Origin of the sequence: Janthinobacterium sp. UMAB-60, assembly GCF_900095235.1 — a bacterium.
Lineage (GTDB): Bacteria > Pseudomonadota > Gammaproteobacteria > Burkholderiales > Burkholderiaceae_D > Janthinobacterium.
Genome location: NZ_LT607486.1, coordinates 233,946 through 251,887, shown reverse-complemented (window position 1 = coordinate 251,887; position 17,942 = coordinate 233,946). Strand labels below are relative to the sequence as shown.

Sequence of the window (17,942 nt, the reverse complement as noted above, 5' to 3'; positions counted from 1 at the left end):
TCAGGCTTCCTGCCACACATCCTCGTAGCCTTCGCGGTCGAGGATGAACCGGGCGCCGCTGGGCAAGGCCAGGTAGTCGAGCACTTGCGGCAGCATCTCGCGCAGGTGGGCCGCATGCAGGGGCTGGTAAAAATCGAGTGCTTCGCTGTGCTCGCCGCAATGGATGAACCAGCTGATGGTGCCGTTCTCCGGCAGGTTGATACGCGTGCCATAGATGGGAGATTGCTCCAGGCTGCCGATGGCCAGGGCCACCATGGGCTCGGGCGCTTGCGCCGGCAAGCCGAATTTGTCGCAGATGCGCTGTTGTGTTCCGCTGATCAGTTCAGTCATGCCGCTCTCAGGATCCGATATATTGGTAATGCAGGCGCAGCGCGCCCTCGTGGCCGGATATTTCCAGGTGCAAGGTCGCTTCGCCCGGCCTGCCATCGGCCAGCAACCGGCATTCCAGACCCAGCGGCCCGCAATCGGTGGCATACACGTCGACGGCGCAACGCCCGCCCTGGCCCGGCACGAAGGCCTCGGCCAGCGGCGCCAGGGACAGCGCCTGGTTCGCCGCAAAATAGCTGTCGAGCATCTCGATGATCTCGTCGGCCACGCCCGGCGACAGCGACCAGTTGCGTTGCAGCGCAAGCGGGTCGCGCCGGTCGAGCGTGCGCACGAAGGCGGCCGCCTGTGCATATGCCTGTTGCCGCAGGCTGTCGGTCATGCGCATTTCCATGCTGCCACTCCTCTCTCTTGAACAGGCGCCATTATAGTGCGCGGCCTGGCCGATGCCGCACGATCGCCATGCCGGCAGTTGCATGACAGTACGGCAAGCCTGTAAAGTGGGCCACGATGAAAAAAACCTACCATGGCAGTTGCCACTGCGGCGCCGTGCGCTTCGCGGCCGAGATCGACCTGGCGGCGCCCAGCCTGCGCTGCAATTGTTCCTATTGCCTGAAAATCCGCTGCTGGGCCAGCCAGGTGCCGCCCTCAGCCTTCCGCCTGCTGTCCGGCGAAGGGGCTTTGAGCGAATACCGCTTCGGCGCCGGCCGCGAGCGCCATTATTTTTGCCGCCATTGCGGCGTGCGGCCGTTTGGCCATGGCGATTCACCGCGCGGCGGCCCGTTTGTCGGCATCGGCGTGAACTGCCTCGACGATGCCTCTGTGGCCGAACTGGCCCAGGTGCCCGTCACCTTTGTCGATGGCTGGCATGACGAGTGGCACACGCCGCCGCAGGAAACGCGGCATCTGTAAAAATGCAATGCAGAAATGGTTGTCACGCATTACGGAGTTTTCCTACGTGGCGACAGGTAGTGTCCCTATGGTTAAGCCAACGTCAGGCAGCGAAAATGGCCTCACCGGTGCTGCACGGCGCCGGAGGCCAGGCAGCAGCATTCTTATCCATCCTCACGCCATCTTTGGCGCGGATGGTGGCGCAGACTAACCATAGGGGTAACGATCATGACTTCAAACAGCAACGACAAAAGCGGTAACCAGTCGAACAAACAGCAATCGGGCAATCAGCAGTCGGACAAGCAGCAGTCGGACAAGCAGTCCGGCACCCGCCAGTCATCCGGTAGCACCCAAGGCGGCACGCACGAGCAGCATGTCGAGGCGGGCCGCCAAAGCCACAAGAATGACGGCGACAAGCAATCGGGCTCGCAGCAATCTGGCCAAGGCAAAAGCAGCGGCAGTGAACAAGCGGGTTCCGGCGCCGGTTCACGCGGCGGCACGCATGAGCAGCAGGTGGAAGCGGGACGTCAAAGCCACAAGAATGACGATAAATCCTGATTGCCGGGTCGTGTGATTACAGGAAAATCTGCGGGGACTCGGCTGCAGCATGGGCCGGTGCGGCATTGCCGTGCCGGCTCATAGGTGCAGTACGGCAATGCGTGCCATTTCACGGCCCGCCCAACAGGCGGCGTCGAAAGGCCGTTGTCTGGATCGGCATTCTGGGCGATAATTACGCCCATGAACGATACCACCACCTTACCCCCATTGCCCGATCGCCTGTCGATCGACCCTAGCAGCCCTTACCACGTTGCAGCCGTGTTCGAGAACGACGTCGGCATCCGCTTCAACGACAAGGAACGTCTTGACGTGGAAGAATATTGCATCAGCGAACGCTGGATCAAGGTCGCTTCCACCAAGTCGCTGGACCGCCGCGGCCGTCCTTTGCAAATCAAATTGAATGGCAAGGTCGAAGCGTTCTACCGCTAAGACTTGCCGCTCCGGCCAGGCGCCATGCGTGCTGGCCGGCGTTTTCCCCTGCTGCTTTTTTCGCCCGCTTTTTCCTCCTTCCCCCCGCAGCCACCTGCACCCTTTCACCTCGCTGCAACTTTTTCACAACTTTTTTCATTTAGCCAAACAAGTTGTTTGACATCTGATATCTTACTCTGCAATACTTGCTGCATCGGTTCAGTCATTCGAACCGCAACAGCCCAGCCGAGTACATGCACATGCTACAGCCAGCCGCTACAACACTGACCGCGCCGTTCGACCTGCAGTTCGACCATAGCTGGCCGGCCTTCCCCGTGCCCTTGCGCGAAGCGGCCGGCGCCGCCATCGGCGGCATGCTGTATGCGGGCCTGGGCAGCGCTGGCGGCGCCTGGTATCGCCTCGACACGGCCCGGCGCACGACTGGCTGGCGGCGCATGGCGGACTTTCCCGCCGCCGCCCCTGCTGGCGCCGCCTGCGCGGCCAGCGGCCAGTCCCTCTACGTGTTTGGTGGCGCCGTCACTCCCGCCGGCCACAGCGCCCGCCAGTCCGACGCCGTATGGCGCTACGACATCCAGCTTGATGTCTGGCAGCCGCTGGACCTGCTACTGCCGCTGGGCTTGCTAGGCGCCTCGGCGCTGGCGCAAGCGGACGGCAGCATCGTGCTCTTCGGCGGCTACCACCGCGCCCAGTTCGACGACTTTTGCCGCGCCCATGCGGCCGCCAGCGAGGCCGAACGGCCCCAGTTGCTGCGCGCCTACATGGCCCGCCCCGTGGCCGCCTTCGCGTGGAACCGCCATCAATGGCGTTTCGACCCGCGCAACGGCACATTGCAGGATGAAGGATTGCTGCCGTTTGCGGGCACCTGCGGCGCCGTCGCCATCGATGCGGCAGGCGCGGCCGTCGTCGCCAGCGGCGAAATCAAGCCGGGCCTGCGCACGCCGCTGACCTGGCATGCGCGCCAGGATGGCGGCGGCTGGGAGCAGTTCGCCTTGCCGGAGATGGCGCCCGGCGTGCCGCAGGAAGGCGTGGCCGCGGCGTTCGGCGGCCTGTGCGCCGGCGTGCCCGTCCTCGCCGGCGGCACGCATTTCACGGGCGCCAACGCCAATTATGCTCAGCAGCAACTGCACGCCCATGCGGGCCTGGCCAAGACCTGGTGCCGCGAACTCTACGGCTTCGACGGGCGGCGATGGTGCCAGCTGGGCCTGCTGCCGGCGCCGCGCGCGCATGGCCTGTCCTTTCAGGTGGGCGACAGCCTGCTGCTGGTGGGCGGCGATAGCGACGCCGGCGCTGCCACCCTGGAAACCTTGGCAATAACGTTATCGAATTGTCCCGGCCGTGATACCGTGTCGTACCCTGCTTAATTAGTGAGAAAACAATGGTCACAAAGATACCGGCTTACCGCCACGCGCAAGTGAAAATCAAGGAATTCATCGAGCAGAACAACCTGAAGGCGAACGACGCCCTGCCGCCCGAAGCGCGCATGGCCGAGGAGCTCAACATGAGCCGCCCCAGCCTGCGCGAAGCCGTCAAGGCGCTCGAATCGCTGGGCGTGATCGAATCGCGCCACGGCGAAGGCATCTTCGTCAAGGCCTTTTCCTTTGATTCCATCCTCGACAACCTGCCCTATTCCATGGTCGCCAATGACGACCAGATCACGGACTTGCTGTACGTGCGCACCTATCTGGAAATCGGCGCGATTCCCTCGGTGGTGAAAAACATCACGCCGCAAAGCATCGCCGTGCTGCGCGGACTGGCCGACAGCATGCTGGAAAAGGCGCTGCGGCAGGAAACCTTCCCCGCCGAGGACCGTGCCTTCCATGCGGAAATGTATTCGTGCCTGAACAACCGATTCCTGCTGGCCCTGATCGACCTGTTCTGGAACGTCTTCAACAATATGCACAAGGCGTCCATGGCCGCCCAGCTCGATCCCTGGGCCATGGAAGCGACGGCGCGCGACCATATCGCCATCGTCGAAATGCTGGAAAACAAGGATGAGGCTGGTCTGATGCACGCCTATACCCAGCATTTCGATTCCATCTTCAAGCGTTACCCGAAAGACACCGCCTAGCCAGCAACAAGCGGCGTCACCTTTTTTTGTTCATCACATAGAGGTTAGAAATCCATGTTTGCGTCCCGTCCTTCCGTCAAGTATCTGCTCCCCGCGGCCTTCGCCGTTTTCACCTGCCTGTCGGGAGCCGCGCAGGCTGCCGACCAGGTCTTCGTCGGCGCCTTCGACGTGGGTCCGTCCGGCAATGCGCAGAAATTCAATCCGTTGACGGCGGCCGCAGGCTTCAGCTTCTATAACAAGTATTTCTCCACCCTGACCCTGTACGACGTCAGCCTGCAAAAGATCTCGGGTGACCTGGCCGACAGTTGGACGTATGCCAAGGATGGCAAGACCCTGACCCTGAAACTGCGCAAGGACGTCAAGTGGCACGACGGCAAGCCGTTCACCTCGGCCGACGTCAAATTCACCCTCGACCTGATCCGCAGCCCCGAGCTGGCCAGCGTGTTTGCCCCGCGCCTGGCCGACGTCAGCGCCGTCAAGGTGCCGGACGCGAACACCGTGATCATCGAGCTGGCGCGCCCCGACGTGACCTTGCCCGACGCCTTTACCAGCATCATGATCGTGCCCCGGCATCTGTTGATGAGCGTGCCGATCACGGAATTGCGCAATGCCGCCTGGTGGAAAACGCCCGTGGGCACGGGGCCGTTCAAATGGAGCAAATACCTGCCCGACCAGTACGTGGAACTGACGGCGAATGCCGATTACTACCGCGGCAAGCCGAAGCTGGACAAGCTGATCAACCGCTATTTCAAGGATGCCAGCGCGGCCGCCCTGGCCCTGGCCTCGAACGAAATCCAGTTTACCTACCTGACGATGGACCAGGTCAAGGAAAACCAGGCCAGCAAGGCTTTCAATGTGATTTCCGGCCCGTCCCACGTGCTCAACTACCTGGGCGTGAACCACAGCGACCCGCGCTTCCAGGACCTGCGCGTGCGCCAGGCCATCCTGTACGCCATCGACAGGCCCGCCATCGTCAAGAGCATCTACAACAACAGCGCCACTATCGCCAACTGCGCGCTGACCCTGCCGAAATTCCAGCCGGCCAAGCTGGACAAATATGAAACGAATGTCGCCAAGGCGAAAACCCTGCTGGCGGCCGCCAACTGGGAGCAGCTGAGCAAGGGCCAGCCCGTGGAACTGCTCACCTACTACAACGACCAGGTATCGAAGGATGTCATCGCCAGCCTGCAATCGATGCTGGCGCAAGTGGGCGTCAACATCAAGCCGCGCTTCGTCGACAGCCCGACTTACGGCCAGCTGGTCGATGCCAACCGCTTCAGCATGGTCTTCGCTGGCGGCGGCGTGGGCCCCGACCCCGGCGCGCTGACGCCGATGCTGCACTCGTCGTACGCGCCGCCGAAGGGCGTGAACCGCATGCGCGTCAAGCTGCCGCAGCTCGATGCCCTGCTCGACGCGGGCCAGCTGGAAACGGACGACGCCAAGCGCACGGCCCTGTACCGCGACGCCTGCGGCATCACGAATGCACAGCTGCCCTGGATCCCCCTGTGGAGCGCCAACCGCTACGGCGGCTTCGCCAAGAATGTCGAGAACATGATCTGGACCCCGGCCCCGGCCGGCGGACGCTACCAGGACAAGCCGGAGCTGTGGCAGCTGCGCTGAGCGGCAGCCCACCCTCACCGTCACACGTCATCCCGATGGCGGGCCACGGCCCGCCGGTTTTTGCATAGCTGAGAAGGCAGGGGGCCATGCCGCCTGGAAGAAACATGTTCAAGTACCTCGTGAATCGCTTGCTGGTCAACATCCCTACCCTGCTGGCCATTTTGGCCACCGTCTTCGTGCTGGTCAACATGGCGCCGGGCGATCCCGTCGACGCCTTCGTGCCACCCAGCCAGGCCTTGACGGACGTGCAGAAAGAGCAACTGCGCCATACCTTGGGCCTGGACCGTTCCGTGCCCGTGCGCTTCGCGCTGTGGCTCAAGCAAACGGCCGGCGGCGACCTGGGCTACCGCTACAAGGATGGCGCCCGCGTAGTTGATGAGATCGCCAGCCGGGTGGCGCCCACCCTGCTGCTGGCCCTGTCGGGCCTGGCGCTGGGCTCCGTGCTGGGCATTATCCTCGGCGTGGTCTCGGCGCGCCGCGCAAATGGCAAGCTGGACCACGTGCTGTCGCTGTTCGCCTACGTCGCCATCAGCAGCCCCGCCTTTTTGGTCGGCATCGTCGGCATGTATGTGTTTTCGCTGCAGCTGGGCTGGTTTCCCAGCGGCGGCTACAGCAATCCGGGCGACGAGAGCGTGGCCGACATTGCGTACCACCTGGCCCTGCCGGCCTGTGTGCTGTCGGTGCAGTTCATCGCCATCACCATGCGCTATACGCGGGCCGGGCTGCTCGACACCCTGAACCAGGACTACATCCGCACGGCCATCGCCAAGGGCGTCAGCCCGAACCGCGTGATGCTGCGCCACGCGCTGCCCAATACACTGGTCCCCATCGTCACCGTGATCGGCGCCAGCTTTGGCGGCCTGATCGGCGGCGCCGTGTTCGTCGAGACGGTGTTTTCCTGGCCGGGCATGGGCATGCTGTTCCTCGACGCCATCGAAAGCCGCGACTATCCGCTGATCATGGGCATCGCCCTGTTCGTCTCGTTGGCCATTCTCGCCGTCAACATGCTGACTGATGTCGTGTATTCCTGGATCGACCCGCGCATCACCCTGAAGTAGCCACACAGCACAGTTAACCGGCAATGCCCCCTGGCGACAGGCGGGGCCGGGACCCGTGCGTCCCGCCGCGCCAGGAAAGTTATAAAAAACAAGATACAACCAAGAGGATATTTATGACGCAAGCTCCCCTCCCGCCCTCGCGCTGGAAGCAATTTCGCTCCAGCAAGATAGCCTTCGCCGGCCTGTGCCTGTTCGTGCTGATCGCCGTGCTGTGCGCCGCCTCCGGCCTGCTGTTTTCCTATGACCCGAACGCCATCGACCTGGGCGCCGCGCTGCAGGCGCCGTCGCGCCAGCACTGGCTGGGCACGGACCAGACGGGCCGCGACATGCTGGCCCGCACCCTGGCGGCCGGGCGCATCTCGCTGGCCGTGGGGGTGTCCAGCGTCGCTCTGGCCCTCGTCATCGGCACCTTCCTGGGCGCCATCGCCGGCTACTTCGGCGGCTGGATCGACAATCTCACCATGCGCTTCGTCGACATGGTGATGACCTTCCCGCCCGTCATCGTGCTGATGACCCTGGCCGCCGTGCTCGGTTCAGGCACGGGCAAGACGGTGATCGTCATCGGCTTGCTGTCCTGGCCGCTGGCCTGCCGCCTGGTGCGGGCCCGCATCATGAGCATCCGCGAAATGGAATTCGTCGCCGCCGCGCGCACCCTGGGCGCCGGCCACACCTACCTGATTTTCAAGCACTGCCTGCCCAACACGATCGATGTGCTGGCGGTGTTCGCTTCCCTTGGTTTCGTCTCGGCCATCATGGCCGAAGCGGGACTGAGTTTTCTCGGTCTGGGCGTGCAATTGCCGGACGCCAGCTGGGGCAGCCTGATCAGTATTGCGCGGGAGGCTTCCGTTCTCAAGCAATACCCGTGGATCTGGCTCCCCTCTGGCGTGCTGATCGTTGTTACCGCCCTGGCCGCCAACTTTATCGGCGATGGCTTGCGCCAGGCCTTTGACCCTAAACATAGCAAGGAATAATCATGTCAGCATTGAAATTACACGGCATCATCCCTCCCGTCGTCACGCCGCTGGACCCGCAGGGCAAGATCGATGAACGCTCGCTGCGGCGCGTGATCCGCCACCTGATCGATGGCGGCGTGCACGGCTTGTTCCTGATGGGTTCGACCAGCGAAGTGATTTTCCTCAATGGCGCCCAGCGCGCCGAAGCCATCCGCATCGCCGTCGACGAGACGGCCGGCGCCGTGCCGCTGGTGGCCGGCGTGATCGACCCGACCACCGAGCGCTGCATCGAACACGCGAAGGTGGCCAAGGAACTGGGCGTGCAAGGCCTGGTGGTGACGGCGCCGTTCTACACGCGCACCAGCCCCGCCGAAACCATCGACCATTTCCGCTACATCCAGCAAGCCGTCGACCTGCCCATCATCGCCTATGACATTCCCGTCTGCGTGCACAGCAAGTTGAGCCGTGAAACCCTGCGCGCCATGTACGACGAAGGCCTGATCTGCGCCGTCAAGGACAGCAGCGGCGACGACGGCAACATGCGCATGCTGATGCGCGACTTCGCCGATGCCCCGGATTTCGCCATCCTGACGGGTTCCGAAACGACGGTCGACTACGCCTTGCTGGGCGGCGCCCACGGCTGCGTGCCTGGCCTGGGCAACGTCGATCCGGCCGGCTACGTGCGCCTGTACGAGCGGGCCCGCGCCGGCGACTGGGAAGGCGCGCGCGCCGAACAGGAACGCCTGATCGCCCTGTTCGACATCGTCTTCCACGGCGTGCCCTACACCAGCCCGAACGCCTCGGGCGTGGGCGGATTCAAGACGGCCATGCAGCTGATGGGCATCATCGACAACCGTTTGATGAGCAAACCGAACCGCTTGCTGCCGGACGCGGCCGTCGAGCGCGTGCGCGCCATCGTCGCGGCCGCCGGTCTGCTCTGATTTCAATATAGCAAGGAGATGTGATGACCGATGCTGAAGTATTGCTCGATGTGCAGGGGCTGACGACATCGTTCCCGACGCCCGCGGGCGTCGTCAAGGCCGTCAACGGCCTCTCGTTCTCGCTGCGGCGCGGCGAAACGCTGGCCATCGTGGGCGAATCGGGCTGTGGCAAGTCGGTCACCTCGTTTTCGCTGATGGGACTGCTGTCCAGCCGCGCCACCATCGAAGGCCAGGCCTGGCTGACGGCGGCCGACGGCAGCCGCTTCGACGTGCTGGGCCTGGCGCCGCAAGCGCGCCAGGCCGTGCGCGGCAACCAGATGGGCATGATTTTCCAGGAGCCGATGACCTCGCTCAATCCCCTGCAGCAGGTGGGCAGGCAGATCGCCGAGGCCATGACGGTGCATGGCGTGTGCGGCAGGAAGGCGGCACAGGAACGCGCCGTCGAGCTGCTGCGCCTGGTGGGCATTTCCGCGCCCGAGGTACGGGCGCGCCAGTATCCGCACCAGTTGTCGGGTGGCATGCGCCAGCGCGTGATGATCGCCATGGCCCTGGCCTGCAAGCCGCAGGTGCTGATCGCCGATGAACCGACGACGGCGCTCGACGTGACGATCCAGGCCCAGATCTTGCGCCTGCTCAAGCAACTGCAGCAGGAAGTGGGCATGGGCGTGCTCTTCATTACGCACGACATGGGCGTGGTGGCGCAGGTGGCGGACCGGGTCGCCGTGATGTATGGCGGGCAGCTGATGGAAACGGCGGCCACGGCCGACCTGTTCCGCCAGCCGGCCCATCCGTACACGCAGGGCTTGCTGGCCGCCGTGCCCCGTCCCGGCCAGGGCGGACGTTTGAGCGGCATTCCGGGCCAGGTGGAAACCGTGTATGGCGAACCTGCCGGCTGCCGCTTCGCGGGCCGCTGCCCCCTGGTGCAGGTGCGCTGCACCAGCGAGGTGCCCGCGCTGCGCACGGTGGCGCCGGGGCAGCAGGTGCGCTGCCATTTTGCAACTATTACAACAGGGAGCGTGCATGAAGCCGCCATCGCATGAAACAGGCACCGAAATTCTGTCCTTCGAGCACGTGGGCGTGGCTTTCCACAGCCGCGCGGGATTCCTGGGCAAGCGCCAGTCCGTGAAAGCCGTGCAGGACGTGAGCTTCGGCCTGCGCCGCGGTGAAGTGCTGGGCATCGTGGGCGAGTCGGGCAGCGGCAAGTCGACCCTGGCGAAGCTGGCGATGCAGCTGCTGCGCCAGGACAGCGGACAGATCCGCTACGAAGGCCAGCCGCTGTCCAGCTACCGGGGCGAGGCCCTGCGCCGGCTGTGCGGCGAAGTGCAGATGGTGTTCCAGGACCCGAACGCCAGCCTGAACCCCCGCCTGACCATCGAACAGTGCCTGCGCGAACCATTTATTTTGCACCGGCGCGGCAGCAAGGAAGAGCAGCTGGCCGAGATCACCCGCCTGCTGGACGTGGTGGGCTTGCCCGTCACGGCGCTGCGCCGCTATCCGCATGAATTGTCGGGCGGCCAGAAACAGCGCGTGGTGATTGCCCGCGCCCTGGCCCTGAAGCCGAAGGTGCTGATCGCCGATGAAGCCGTCGCCGCGCTGGACGCCTCCGTCAAGGCGCAGATCATCAATTTGCTGCTGGACTTGCAGCAACAGTTTGGCCTGTCCATCATTTTCATTTCGCACGACCTGCCCATGGTGCAAGCCATGTGCGACCGCGTGCTGGTGCTGTACCTGGGCCGCCTGATGGAAGCGGCGCCGCGCTCGGCCATCGCCACGGGCGGCGCGCACCCGTACACGCGGGCCCTGTGGAAGAGCTCGCCGGCCGCCGACCCCGGCTGCCGCATGGCGCCCGAGGACGTGCTGGGCGGAGAAATCCCCAGTCCGCTGGCGCCGCCACCGGGCTGCGTCTTCCACACGCGCTGCCCGCAAGCCCAGCCGGCCTGCCGGCAACAAGTGCCGCCCCTGCGCAGCATCGAACCCAACCACGACGCCGCCTGCCTGCTGCTGGCGCCGTCCCCCATCCACGCTTGAGCGAACCACCCCATGACTGATCTGCATCCCACCTCCCTATTGAGCCGCCTGCAAGGTGGCCTCGTCGTATCGTGCCAGCCGCTCGACGACAGCCCCATGGACAGCCCCGCCATCATCGTCGCCATGGCGCGCGCCGCCATGGACGGCGGCGCCACGGCCCTGCGCATCGAAGGCGTGGAACACGTGCGCGCCGTGGCGCAAGCCTTGCCGCAGGCCGTCATCATCGGCATCGTCAAGCGCGACCTGGCCGACAGCCCCGTGCGCATCACGCCTTACATCGAGGACGTGCATGCGCTGGCAGAAGCGGGCGCCGCCATCATCGCCTTCGACGGCACGGACCGCCCCCGCCCGGTGCGCGTAACCACCCTGCTGGCGGCCGTGCGCGCGGCTGGCAAGGCCGCCATGGCCGACTGCTCCACCCTGGAAGACGGCCTGGCCTGCCATGCGCTGGGCTGCGATCTGGTGGGCACGACCCTGTCCGGCTATACGAAGGACACGGCCTACCTGCCGGAAGACCGGCCCAACACGGCGCTGGTCGGCCAGCTGGCGCAGTGCGGCGTGCGCGTGATGGCCGAAGGGCGCATCCGCACGCCGCAGGACGCCGCCGACTGCCTGCGCGCGGGCGCCTGCTGCGTCACGGTCGGCTCGGCCATCACGCGCATCGAGCACATCACGCAGTGGTTCGCCGCCGCCTTGAACACCGCGCCGCTCGCGGGCGAGGCCTGAGATGCTGCTGGCTATCGACATCGGCGGCACCAAACTGGCCGCCGCCCTCGTGGACCACGGCGTGATCGTCGCGCGGCGGCAAGTGCCCATGGCCGTTGACGCAGCGCAATTTGCCGCCGCCATCGATGCGCTGGTCGATGGCTGGCCCGCGCCTGAACGCATCAGCGTGGCCACCACCGGCTACGTCGACGGCGGCAAGGTGTATCCCGTGAACCGCGCCATCATTTCTTTCTGGAATGGTTTTCCATTGGAATCCTTGCTGCGCGAACGCTTCGCCTGTCCCGTGACCCTGTTCAACGACGCCCAGGCGGCCGCGTGGGGAGAATACTGCGCCCGGCGCGACATGGGCGAGGCCGCTTATCCGGCCAACCTGCTGTTCCTGACCCTGTCGACCGGGGTGGGCGGCGGCCTGGTGCTGGACCACCGCCTGCGCGCGGGGCCGCACGGCCTGGCCGGCCACGTGGGCCACGCGCCGGCCCGGCTGACACCCGCCGATGGCCTTGTCGCCTGTGGCTGCGGACGGCTGGGCTGCCTGGAAATGCTGGCGTCCGGCACGGCGCTGGCGCGCCAGGCGAGCGCCGTATTCGGGCGGCCGCTCGACAGCGCCGGCCTGTTTGCCCTGGCCGCGACCGAGCCGCGCGCCGCCGCCATCCTCGACCTGGCGGCGCTGGGGGTGGCCGAAGCCATCGCCGGCCTGCACATGAGCGTGGACCTCGATGCCGTCGTCATCGGCGGCAGCGTCGGGCTGGCGCCCGGCATGTTGCCGCGCATCGCCAAGGCGGTGGCAGGCTTGCCCTTGCCCTGCCCGCCACCGCTGAGCGCGGCCAGGCTGGGTGCGGATGCGGGCTTGCTGGGGGCGGCCGCCTGCCCTGTCTGAGCCTGCCATCAACGCTGCAAAGGCCCGCACCATGCGGGCTGCAGCCATTTTCCCCGGCGCTGAAAACACCCCGATCGAACAAAAAAGCAACAAGTTTATAAGTTGTTTGACATTAGATATCATATATCTTTACACTGATTTTCGAGCCAAGCAGCAACCCACCCAAATGCTCATGTATTGAAATTCTTTCCAACAAAAAAGTAACAAACAACTGGAGAAGTCAATGAAAGTTCAGCGCACCCTGCTCATCGCTATCCCACTGGCGGCCTGCACCATTTCAGCCTCGGCGCAGGTGACACTGCCGCCCATTAATATCAGCGGCCAGTTCGAGTATTCGATCAGCGATCGCAAGGGTTTGACGGAGCAAGGCGACAATGAGCACCGCCAGCGCAGCCATCCCGGCGTGCTGCTGGCCTTCGGCAGCGTGTTGCCGCTCGACAATTCAGGCCTGAGCGCCGAACTGTTCGTTTCGACCAAACTGGTCACGGGCGACGCCACGCCCGCCTGGACGAATTCCTTCGGCAACCGCGAAGCATGGGGCGGCATCAACAGCGCCTACGGCAGCGTGCGTTTCGGCCGCCAATGGCTCGACAGCTACATCAACGTGCTCGATCCGTACGCTTCGGGCGGCAACATCGGTGAAATGAGCGAGCTGGGCACGGGCGCCGGCAAGGGCTACCCGGCCGGCCTGACGCGCATCTCGAACGCCATCTGGGCCGACAATTCGCTCACTTACACAAGCCCGAAAGTGGCGGGTGTGGCCACGCTGCGCGCGCAGTTTTACTGGAACGGCAGCAGTTTCACGGACGAGAAACTGGTGTCGGCGACGGCACCGAACATCGCCCCCAACACCAAGGCGGCCAACGGCTACATCCTCGGCGCGCGCCTCGACTATCCCGTAGCGCGCATCGACCTGAACTATGGCTCGCAAAAGCAGAACCTGAAAAATGCGCTGGCCACCAGCGACAACAGCCCGCTGGCCGATGGCGTGTATGAGACCACGCAAATCATGATCGGTGGCATCGTGCCGCTCGGTACGCACTCGGTGCGCGCGCTGCTGGTGCAGGACAAGACGCAGCGTCCTAACGGCAGCAGCATCAAGGACAACGAGATCATCCTGGGCGGCCAGTACAGCGTCACGCCGAACTTCCACCTGCGCCCCGTGTTCATCATCCACAAGGTCGATACCGTCCCCAACGACGCCAACGACTACAAGCAGCTGCGCGTGGAACTGGCCTACAAGATGAACCTGGGCCTGACGCGCGGTTCGACCTCGTTCTGGCTCCGCCCCACCTACCGCAAGTGGGATACCAGCGGCAACAAGTTCACGGAATTGCGCGCTGGCTTTACGACAAATTTCTAAGCGCTGGCCACTTTCCTCCACCTTACACACCATCCATCATGAAAAAACTCAGCTGTGCATTGCTGTTGTGCCTCGCCTTCTCCGCCACCCAGGCCGCTGGCGCCGCCCCGCGCTGGCCCGATTTCCCCACCCCCATCAAGAATGGCGCCGGCGCGCGCATCGGCGCCACCGTCTATGCAGGCCTCGGTTCGGCCGGCAAGGCCTGGTATGCGCTCGACACGGGCAAGCCGGGCGCGCCTTGGGTGGCGCTGGCGCCGTTTCCCGACGCGCCCCGCGACGCGGCCAATGCCGTTGCCATCGGCGGCCTGGTCTACCTGTTCGGCGGCTCGGGCAAGAACGCGCCCGAGGACAAGGCCCTGACCGTGTTCGACACGGCCTATGTCTACGATCCGGCCGCCAATAGCTGGCGCCAGTTGCCCACGCGCGCGCCGCTGGGCATCTTCACGGCCAGCGTGGTCTCCGTCGACCAGCAGAACATCGTCTTCTTTGGCGGCGTCAACAAGGCCATCTTCGACGGCTACTTCCAGGACTACGCCGTGGGCGCGGCGGACAACAAGGAACGCCAGGCTGTTGTCGCCGGGCATTATTTTGACCAGCGCCCGCAAGACTACCTGTGGACGGCGCAGGTGATGAGCTATAACCCGCACAGCAACCAGTGGCGCAATCTGGGCACGGATCCGCAGCTGCCCACCGTGGGCGCGGGCGTGGCCGTGCAAGGCAAGGTCCTGACCATGGTGAATGGCGAAATCAAGCCGGGCCTGCGTTCGCCGCAGGTGAAGGAAGTGCTCATCGATGGCGACAAGCTGACATGGAAACAAGGCGGCAAGCTGCCGGCGCCACCGGGCGCGGCGCGCCAGGAAGGCGTGGCGGGAGCGTTCGCCGGCTACAGCAACAAGGTGCTGCTGGTGGCCGGCGGCGCCAACTTCCCCGGCGCCTGGCAGCAGTTCGACGCGGGCCAGAATTACGCGCACAAGGGCTTGAAGAAGACCTGGCGCGACGATATCTACGCGCGCCGCGACGGCAAGTGGTCGCACGCGGGCAAGCTGCCGGCGGGCCTGGGCTACGGCACCGGCGTCCAGCTCGACGATGGGGTACTGGTCATCGGCGGTGAACTCGACGGCGGCGCCGCCAGCAAGGACGTCTTCCTGCTGCAATGGGATGGCAAGGCCGTGCAGATCGTGCGCTAAGCGCCGGCGCCCGGCGCGGCCTCCACCGGCGCCGGGCGCCACTTTCCGAACAGACCAGAAAGAACATCATGACTGAAGCTTACCGGCAACATCACGGCCGCATCCTGTGCGATGAGCACTGGATCGGCGGCACCCTGACGGTGGCGCCGGACGGGCGCATCGCCGCCATCGAGGAACGGGCGGGCACGCCTGGCCCGACCCTGCTGCCGGGATTCATCGACCTGCACGTGCATGGCGGCGGCGGCGCCGACATCATGCAGGGCGGCGACGCTTGCGCCCGTATCGCCGCCGCCCACGCGCGCCACGGCACCACGTCGCTGCTGGCCACCACCATGACGGCACCGATGGCCGAGCTGGAAGCCGTGCTGGCGGGCCTGGGGCAAGCCTGCGGCGCGCGTCAGCCGGGCGCCGCCCGCGTGCTGGGCGTACACCTGGAAGGCCCGTTCATCAACCAGGAAAAGCTGGGCGCCCAACCCGACCATGCCTGCGTTGCCGTGATCGACAGCCTGCGCCGGCTGCGCCGCCTGGCGCCCATCCGCGTCATCACCATCGCGCCGGAAATCGCCGGCCACCTGGAGATCATCCGCGAGCTGAGTGCCGACGGCGTGCGCATGCAGATCGGCCACACGAGCGGCAGCTACGACGATGGCGTGGCCGGCCTGCGCCACGGCGCCAGCAGCTTTGCCCATCTGTTCAACGCCATGACGGGCTTGCACCACCGCCAGCCCGGCATCGTCGGCGCCGCGCTGGCCCACGCGCGCTACGCCGAAATCATTCCCGACCTGCTGCACGTGCATCCGGGTGCCCTGCTGGCGGCCCTGCGCGCCATCCCGCAGCTGTATTGCGTCACCGATTCGACTTCCGCCACCGGCATGGCGGACGGCGATTACCGCCTCGGCTCCCACACGGTGCACAAATGCCAGGGCGGCGTGCGCCTGGCCGACGGCACCCTGGCCGGTTCCTGTTTAACCATGGATCAGGCCTTGCGCAACCTCGTCTCCGTCGGGCTGGACCTGGCCGACGCCTCGCGCCGCCTGTCCGCCTATCCGGCCGACTACCTGGGCGTGGCCGACCGGGGCCGCCTGCGCGCAGGCGCCTGGGCCGACATCGCCATTGTCGACGAGCAGCTGGCCCTGCAGGGCGTGGTGGCCGAGGGAGAACGTATTGCACTGGCGCACGCTTGATATCGCCAGCCTGGCGCTGGTCCTGACCGCGTGCGGTGGCGATGTCGCGCCGCCACAGGCCACCGCGCGCGGCGCGGCACGCCCGACGCTGGCCGCCGTCAGCGTGGCGGCGGCCATGCGTGCGCGCACGCCGTTACGCGTCGGCTACGTGGAATATCCGGGCGCCACGGGCGTGCGCACCTACACGGACATTGCCGTCGTGCTGGAACTGGAACAGGTCGACGTGAAAAATCCCGCGCTGGAGTTGCAGGCGGCGGGCCGCACGCTGGGCCGCGTCGCCCTGGCGCGGCCGGCGGCACCTGGCGCCCGTTACGCCAGCACGCACTGGAGCGCCACGATCCCCGGCGCCTGGGCGATCCGGGGCGCCAGTTGGCGCGCCGTCGCCGATGGCAGTGAAGCGAGCGCGCCGCGCGCGCTGCCGCTGGCCGACTAGGCAGACAAAAATACGGGACGCGCGCCTGCCACCCGTCAGGCGCGCGGGACTTCCCCAGTACGGGATGGTTTGGAACCTGGCGAGCCGCCCGGTTCCGGGAAAGGAATCACCGCAATGTCAACTGTCTTGCCGATTCAATCGATCTATCGCCTGGCTACCGCCTGCCTCCTGGGCCTGGCCTTGAGTAGCGCCCCCGTCGCCCAGGCGGCCATTTCCGCCAGCACGCCATTTCCCGCCGCCGATGCCAGCTACGGCTGCTACCGTATCCCCGCCGTGGTGACATTGCAGAACGGTACCATCCTCGCCTTCGCGGAAGGCCGCCCATCGGGCTGCGCCGACTTCGGCAATATCCAGGTGGTCATGAAGAAAAGCCTGGACGGCGGCACGACCTGGTCGGCCCTGTCCGTGGTCGCGTCAAATGGCACCTTGCAAGCAGGCAACCCGGTGCCCGTGCTCGACACGCTCGATCCCGCCTACCCTGGCGGGCGGCTGTTCCTCTTCTATAACACGGGCAATGCCAGCGAAAGCACGATCCGCAACGGCGGCGCCGGCGTGCGCGAACAATGGGTGCGGACGTCGGCCGATGGCGGCACGACGTGGAGCGCGCCATCGAACATCACGGCGCAGACGGCGAAGATCGGCGCGGCGCCCTACAACAACGCAGCCGGCTGGCGCACCCTGGCCATGGGGCCGGGGCACGGCGTGCAGATGCGCTCCGGGCGCCTCGTCGTGCCGGGCAACTTCACGGCCGGGCCGCCGCAGGCGGGCTACGCGGATGGCCGCGCCTATGTGTTTTATTCGGACGACCATGGCGCCAGCTATCAGATCGGCAACGACACGGGCTACCCTTCGGCCAACGAATCGACGGCGGCCGAATTGAGCACCAGCCAGCTGATGATCAACAGCCGCGACCAGAGCGGCGCCACGCGCAAGCGCATCGTCTCCGTCAGTTCCGATGGCGGCGCCAATTTCAGCGCCGGTTTCGCCAACACCACCCTGATCGACCCCGTGTGCGAAGGCAGCTTGCTGAACCTGGGCTGGAACGGCAAGCAGTATCTGTTGCACGCCAATCCCGCCTCCACCACCAGCCGCAACAACCTCACCGTGCGCGCCAGCAAGGACGATGGACAGAGCTGGCCGTTTTCCCTGCTGATCACGGCGGGCGCCTCCGCCTACAGCGACCTGACGCAAGTGGACGCCGGCAATATCGGCATCCTGTATGAAAACGGCAGCAACGGCATCCGCTTCATGAAGGTACCGCTCGCTACGGTGATCACGGCACCCTGAAGCGACCGCGTCATC

At 65.6% G+C, this 17,942-nt stretch carries 20 protein-coding genes; 18 read left to right on the top strand and 2 right to left on the bottom strand.

Annotated features, from left to right (window positions below; genetic code table 11):
• Positions 1–330 (bottom strand): hypothetical protein, encoded by a 330-nt coding sequence (locus K0F86_RS11130; protein ID WP_219134439.1) that lies wholly within the window; start codon positions 328–330, stop codon positions 1–3.
• A gap of 7 nt (positions 331–337) precedes the next feature.
• The gene (locus K0F86_RS11125; protein WP_219134438.1) at positions 338–718 is read right to left on the bottom strand and encodes a hypothetical protein; all 381 of its coding nucleotides are present in this window, start codon (positions 716–718) and stop codon (positions 338–340) included.
• A 116-nt stretch (positions 719–834) separates the two neighbouring features.
• Between K0F86_RS11125 and K0F86_RS11120 the strand changes: the two genes are divergently transcribed.
• The 18 genes from K0F86_RS11120 (at position 835) to K0F86_RS11035 (ending at position 17,927) form a co-directional block, all read left to right on the top strand.
• Positions 835–1,236: a GFA family protein gene (locus K0F86_RS11120; protein WP_219134437.1), complete on the top strand. Its 402-nt coding sequence runs from the start codon at positions 835–837 to the stop codon at positions 1,234–1,236.
• A 207-nt stretch (positions 1,237–1,443) separates the two neighbouring features.
• Positions 1,444–1,773, top strand: a complete 330-nt coding sequence (locus tag K0F86_RS11115; protein ID WP_219134436.1) for a hypothetical protein — start codon at positions 1,444–1,446, stop codon at positions 1,771–1,773.
• Positions 1,774–1,953: 180 nt separating this feature from the next.
• Positions 1,954–2,202, top strand: a complete 249-nt coding sequence (locus K0F86_RS11110) for a DUF3297 family protein (protein ID WP_099763738.1) — start codon at positions 1,954–1,956, stop codon at positions 2,200–2,202.
• Between the two features lie 233 nt (positions 2,203–2,435).
• Positions 2,436–3,563 (top strand): YjhT family mutarotase, encoded by a 1,128-nt coding sequence (locus K0F86_RS11105; protein ID WP_219134435.1) that lies wholly within the window; start codon positions 2,436–2,438, stop codon positions 3,561–3,563.
• 14 nt (positions 3,564–3,577) lie between these two features.
• Positions 3,578–4,270 carry a FadR/GntR family transcriptional regulator gene (locus tag K0F86_RS11100; protein WP_219134434.1) on the top strand — a complete coding sequence of 231 codons (693 nt, stop codon included), beginning with the start codon at positions 3,578–3,580 and terminating at the stop codon, positions 4,268–4,270.
• Positions 4,271–4,324: 54 nt separating this feature from the next.
• Positions 4,325–5,890, top strand: coding sequence for an ABC transporter substrate-binding protein (locus tag K0F86_RS11095; RefSeq protein ID WP_219134433.1), 1,566 nt, complete (start codon positions 4,325–4,327; stop codon positions 5,888–5,890).
• Positions 5,891–5,994: 104 nt separating this feature from the next.
• Entirely contained in the window at positions 5,995–6,948 is a 954-nt protein-coding gene (locus tag K0F86_RS11090) for an ABC transporter permease (protein WP_219134432.1), read from the top strand.
• A gap of 113 nt (positions 6,949–7,061) precedes the next feature.
• A complete protein-coding gene (locus K0F86_RS11085; RefSeq protein WP_219134431.1) occupies positions 7,062–7,919 on the top strand; it encodes an ABC transporter permease in 858 nt (285 codons plus the stop codon).
• Between the two features lie 2 nt (positions 7,920–7,921).
• On the top strand, positions 7,922–8,842 hold the full coding sequence (locus tag K0F86_RS11080) for a dihydrodipicolinate synthase family protein (RefSeq protein WP_219134430.1): 921 nt from the start codon (positions 7,922–7,924) through the stop codon (positions 8,840–8,842).
• A 23-nt stretch (positions 8,843–8,865) separates the two neighbouring features.
• Positions 8,866–9,882 carry an ABC transporter ATP-binding protein gene (locus K0F86_RS11075; RefSeq protein ID WP_219134429.1) on the top strand — a complete coding sequence of 339 codons (1,017 nt, stop codon included), beginning with the start codon at positions 8,866–8,868 and terminating at the stop codon, positions 9,880–9,882.
• Entirely contained in the window at positions 9,863–10,870 is a 1,008-nt protein-coding gene (locus tag K0F86_RS11070; protein WP_219134428.1) for an ABC transporter ATP-binding protein, read from the top strand. Before K0F86_RS11075 ends, K0F86_RS11070 begins: the two co-directional genes overlap by 20 nt.
• A 12-nt stretch (positions 10,871–10,882) precedes the next feature.
• Positions 10,883–11,596, top strand: a complete 714-nt coding sequence (locus tag K0F86_RS11065) for an N-acetylmannosamine-6-phosphate 2-epimerase (protein WP_219134427.1) — start codon at positions 10,883–10,885, stop codon at positions 11,594–11,596.
• Position 11,597: 1 nt separating this feature from the next.
• Positions 11,598–12,473 carry an ROK family protein gene (locus tag K0F86_RS11060; RefSeq protein WP_219134426.1) on the top strand — a complete coding sequence of 292 codons (876 nt, stop codon included), beginning with the start codon at positions 11,598–11,600 and terminating at the stop codon, positions 12,471–12,473.
• A gap of 223 nt (positions 12,474–12,696) precedes the next feature.
• Positions 12,697–13,836 carry a porin gene (locus K0F86_RS11055; protein WP_219134425.1) on the top strand — a complete coding sequence of 380 codons (1,140 nt, stop codon included), beginning with the start codon at positions 12,697–12,699 and terminating at the stop codon, positions 13,834–13,836.
• Between the two features lie 38 nt (positions 13,837–13,874).
• Entirely contained in the window at positions 13,875–15,023 is a 1,149-nt protein-coding gene (locus K0F86_RS11050) for an N-acetylneuraminate epimerase (RefSeq protein ID WP_219134424.1), read from the top strand.
• A gap of 68 nt (positions 15,024–15,091) precedes the next feature.
• Positions 15,092–16,207, top strand: coding sequence for an N-acetylglucosamine-6-phosphate deacetylase (nagA, locus tag K0F86_RS11045; protein ID WP_219134423.1), 1,116 nt, complete (start codon positions 15,092–15,094; stop codon positions 16,205–16,207).
• On the top strand, positions 16,188–16,640 hold the full coding sequence (locus K0F86_RS11040; RefSeq protein ID WP_219134422.1) for a hypothetical protein: 453 nt from the start codon (positions 16,188–16,190) through the stop codon (positions 16,638–16,640). Before nagA ends, K0F86_RS11040 begins: the two co-directional genes overlap by 20 nt.
• Before the next feature lie 114 nt (positions 16,641–16,754).
• Positions 16,755–17,927, top strand: a complete 1,173-nt coding sequence (locus tag K0F86_RS11035) for an exo-alpha-sialidase (protein WP_219134421.1) — start codon at positions 16,755–16,757, stop codon at positions 17,925–17,927.
• Positions 17,928–17,942: the final 15 nt, after the last annotated feature.